The sequence below is a fragment of the Georgenia thermotolerans genome (genome assembly GCF_009193185.1).
Taxonomy (GTDB): domain Bacteria; phylum Actinomycetota; class Actinomycetes; order Actinomycetales; family Actinomycetaceae; genus Georgenia; species Georgenia thermotolerans.
In genome coordinates this window covers 1-1,285 of sequence record NZ_VUKF01000106.1, presented here as the reverse complement: position 1 = coordinate 1,285, position 1,285 = coordinate 1, and the positions used below count along the sequence as shown (strand labels likewise).

Here is a 1,285-nt window from a genome sequence, read left to right as displayed (position 1 = left end):
GGCGGGTTCAGGCGGTCAGTGCATCGGCCTGGATGAACGCGGTGAGTTTCTCAAGCGGGGTTGCCCAGTTCAAGGTCTCGCGGGGGCGGGTGTTCAGCAGGTCTTGGGCGTGCTGGATCTCGGCGTCGGAGATCTCGTTGAAGTTGGTGCCCTTGGGGAAGAAGTCGCGGATCAGGCCGTTGAGGTTCTCGTTGCTGCCGCGCTGCCAGGGGCTGTGCGGGTCGCAGAAGTACACCGGGCAGTCGGTGCGGACGGTGAAGGTGGCGTGGCGGGCCATCTCGGTGCCCTGGTCCCAGGTCAGGGTGCGCCGCAGCTCGGCCGGCAGCGCGCCGATCATCTCGCTGAGCCGGTCGATGACGGTCTGGCTGTCGCGTGCCCCAGGTAGGCGCCGCAGCAGGCAGAACCGGGTGGTGCGCTCGACCAGGGTGATGATCCCGGAGTTCTCCGGCCCGACGACCAGGTCGCCTTCCCAGTGCCCGGGCACGGCCCGGTCGCCCGCCTCGGCCGGCCGGTCGCTGAGCCGGGCGCCCTCCAGCCATGGCCGGCTGGACGCCCGCGGCAGCCGGGACTGCGGGATGCGGCTGGTGCGCCCCGAGCGCAGCGCCTTGACGACCTTCAGCTCCTGGCGCAAGGACCCTCGGCCCTGCAGATACAGGGCCTGGTAGATCGTCTCGTGCGACACCCGCATCTCCTTGCAGTGGGGGAAGTCCACCCGCAGCCGGTTCGCCACCTGCTCGGGCGAGTACCGGCTGTTGAGCCCGGAGACCACCGCCGCCCGCAGCAGCGCGTTGCGCTCGAGCAGCGGCGTCTTGGGCCGCGACCGGGCGGCGGCGGCCCGGTGCTCCCCGGCCTGGGCGTTGTACCGCCGCCGCGAACGGTACTGCAGCGAGCCATTGCGCAGCTCCCGGGAGATCGTCGACTGGTGACAGCCCACCAGCTCGGCGATCCGGGCCTGGGACAGGCCGGCTTCCACCCCGATCTGGATCTGGGTCCGGTCGGCCAACGTCAGGCGCCGCCCATGCCCGCTTCCCCCGCCCGGGAGTCCGACCGCGGGAATCAGACCGCCATTACAGCCGACAGAAAAACGCATACCGGCAAGGATTGCCCACCGGTACACCTGCCGGGCCCCGCACCCGACCCGCTCCGCGACCACCGGCACCGGATGCCCCTCGGCCAGCAGATCCACCGCCAGCCCACGCACTTCCAACCCCGCATGCGAACCCACACCCGCAGCCCTCCAGGACGAAAACGTCCCAGGCCTATGCACTCACCCCTTGAGAGCGCC

General features: G+C 70.7%; 1 protein-coding gene. It reads right to left on the bottom strand.

Annotation, left to right across the window (positions count from 1 at the left end):
* Positions 1–7: 7 nt before the first annotated feature.
* The gene (locus GD970_RS21370) at positions 8–1,225 is read right to left on the bottom strand and encodes an IS30 family transposase (protein WP_428841527.1); all 1,218 of its coding nucleotides are present in this window, start codon (positions 1,223–1,225) and stop codon (positions 8–10) included.
* Between the last annotated feature and the right edge of the window lie 60 nt (positions 1,226–1,285).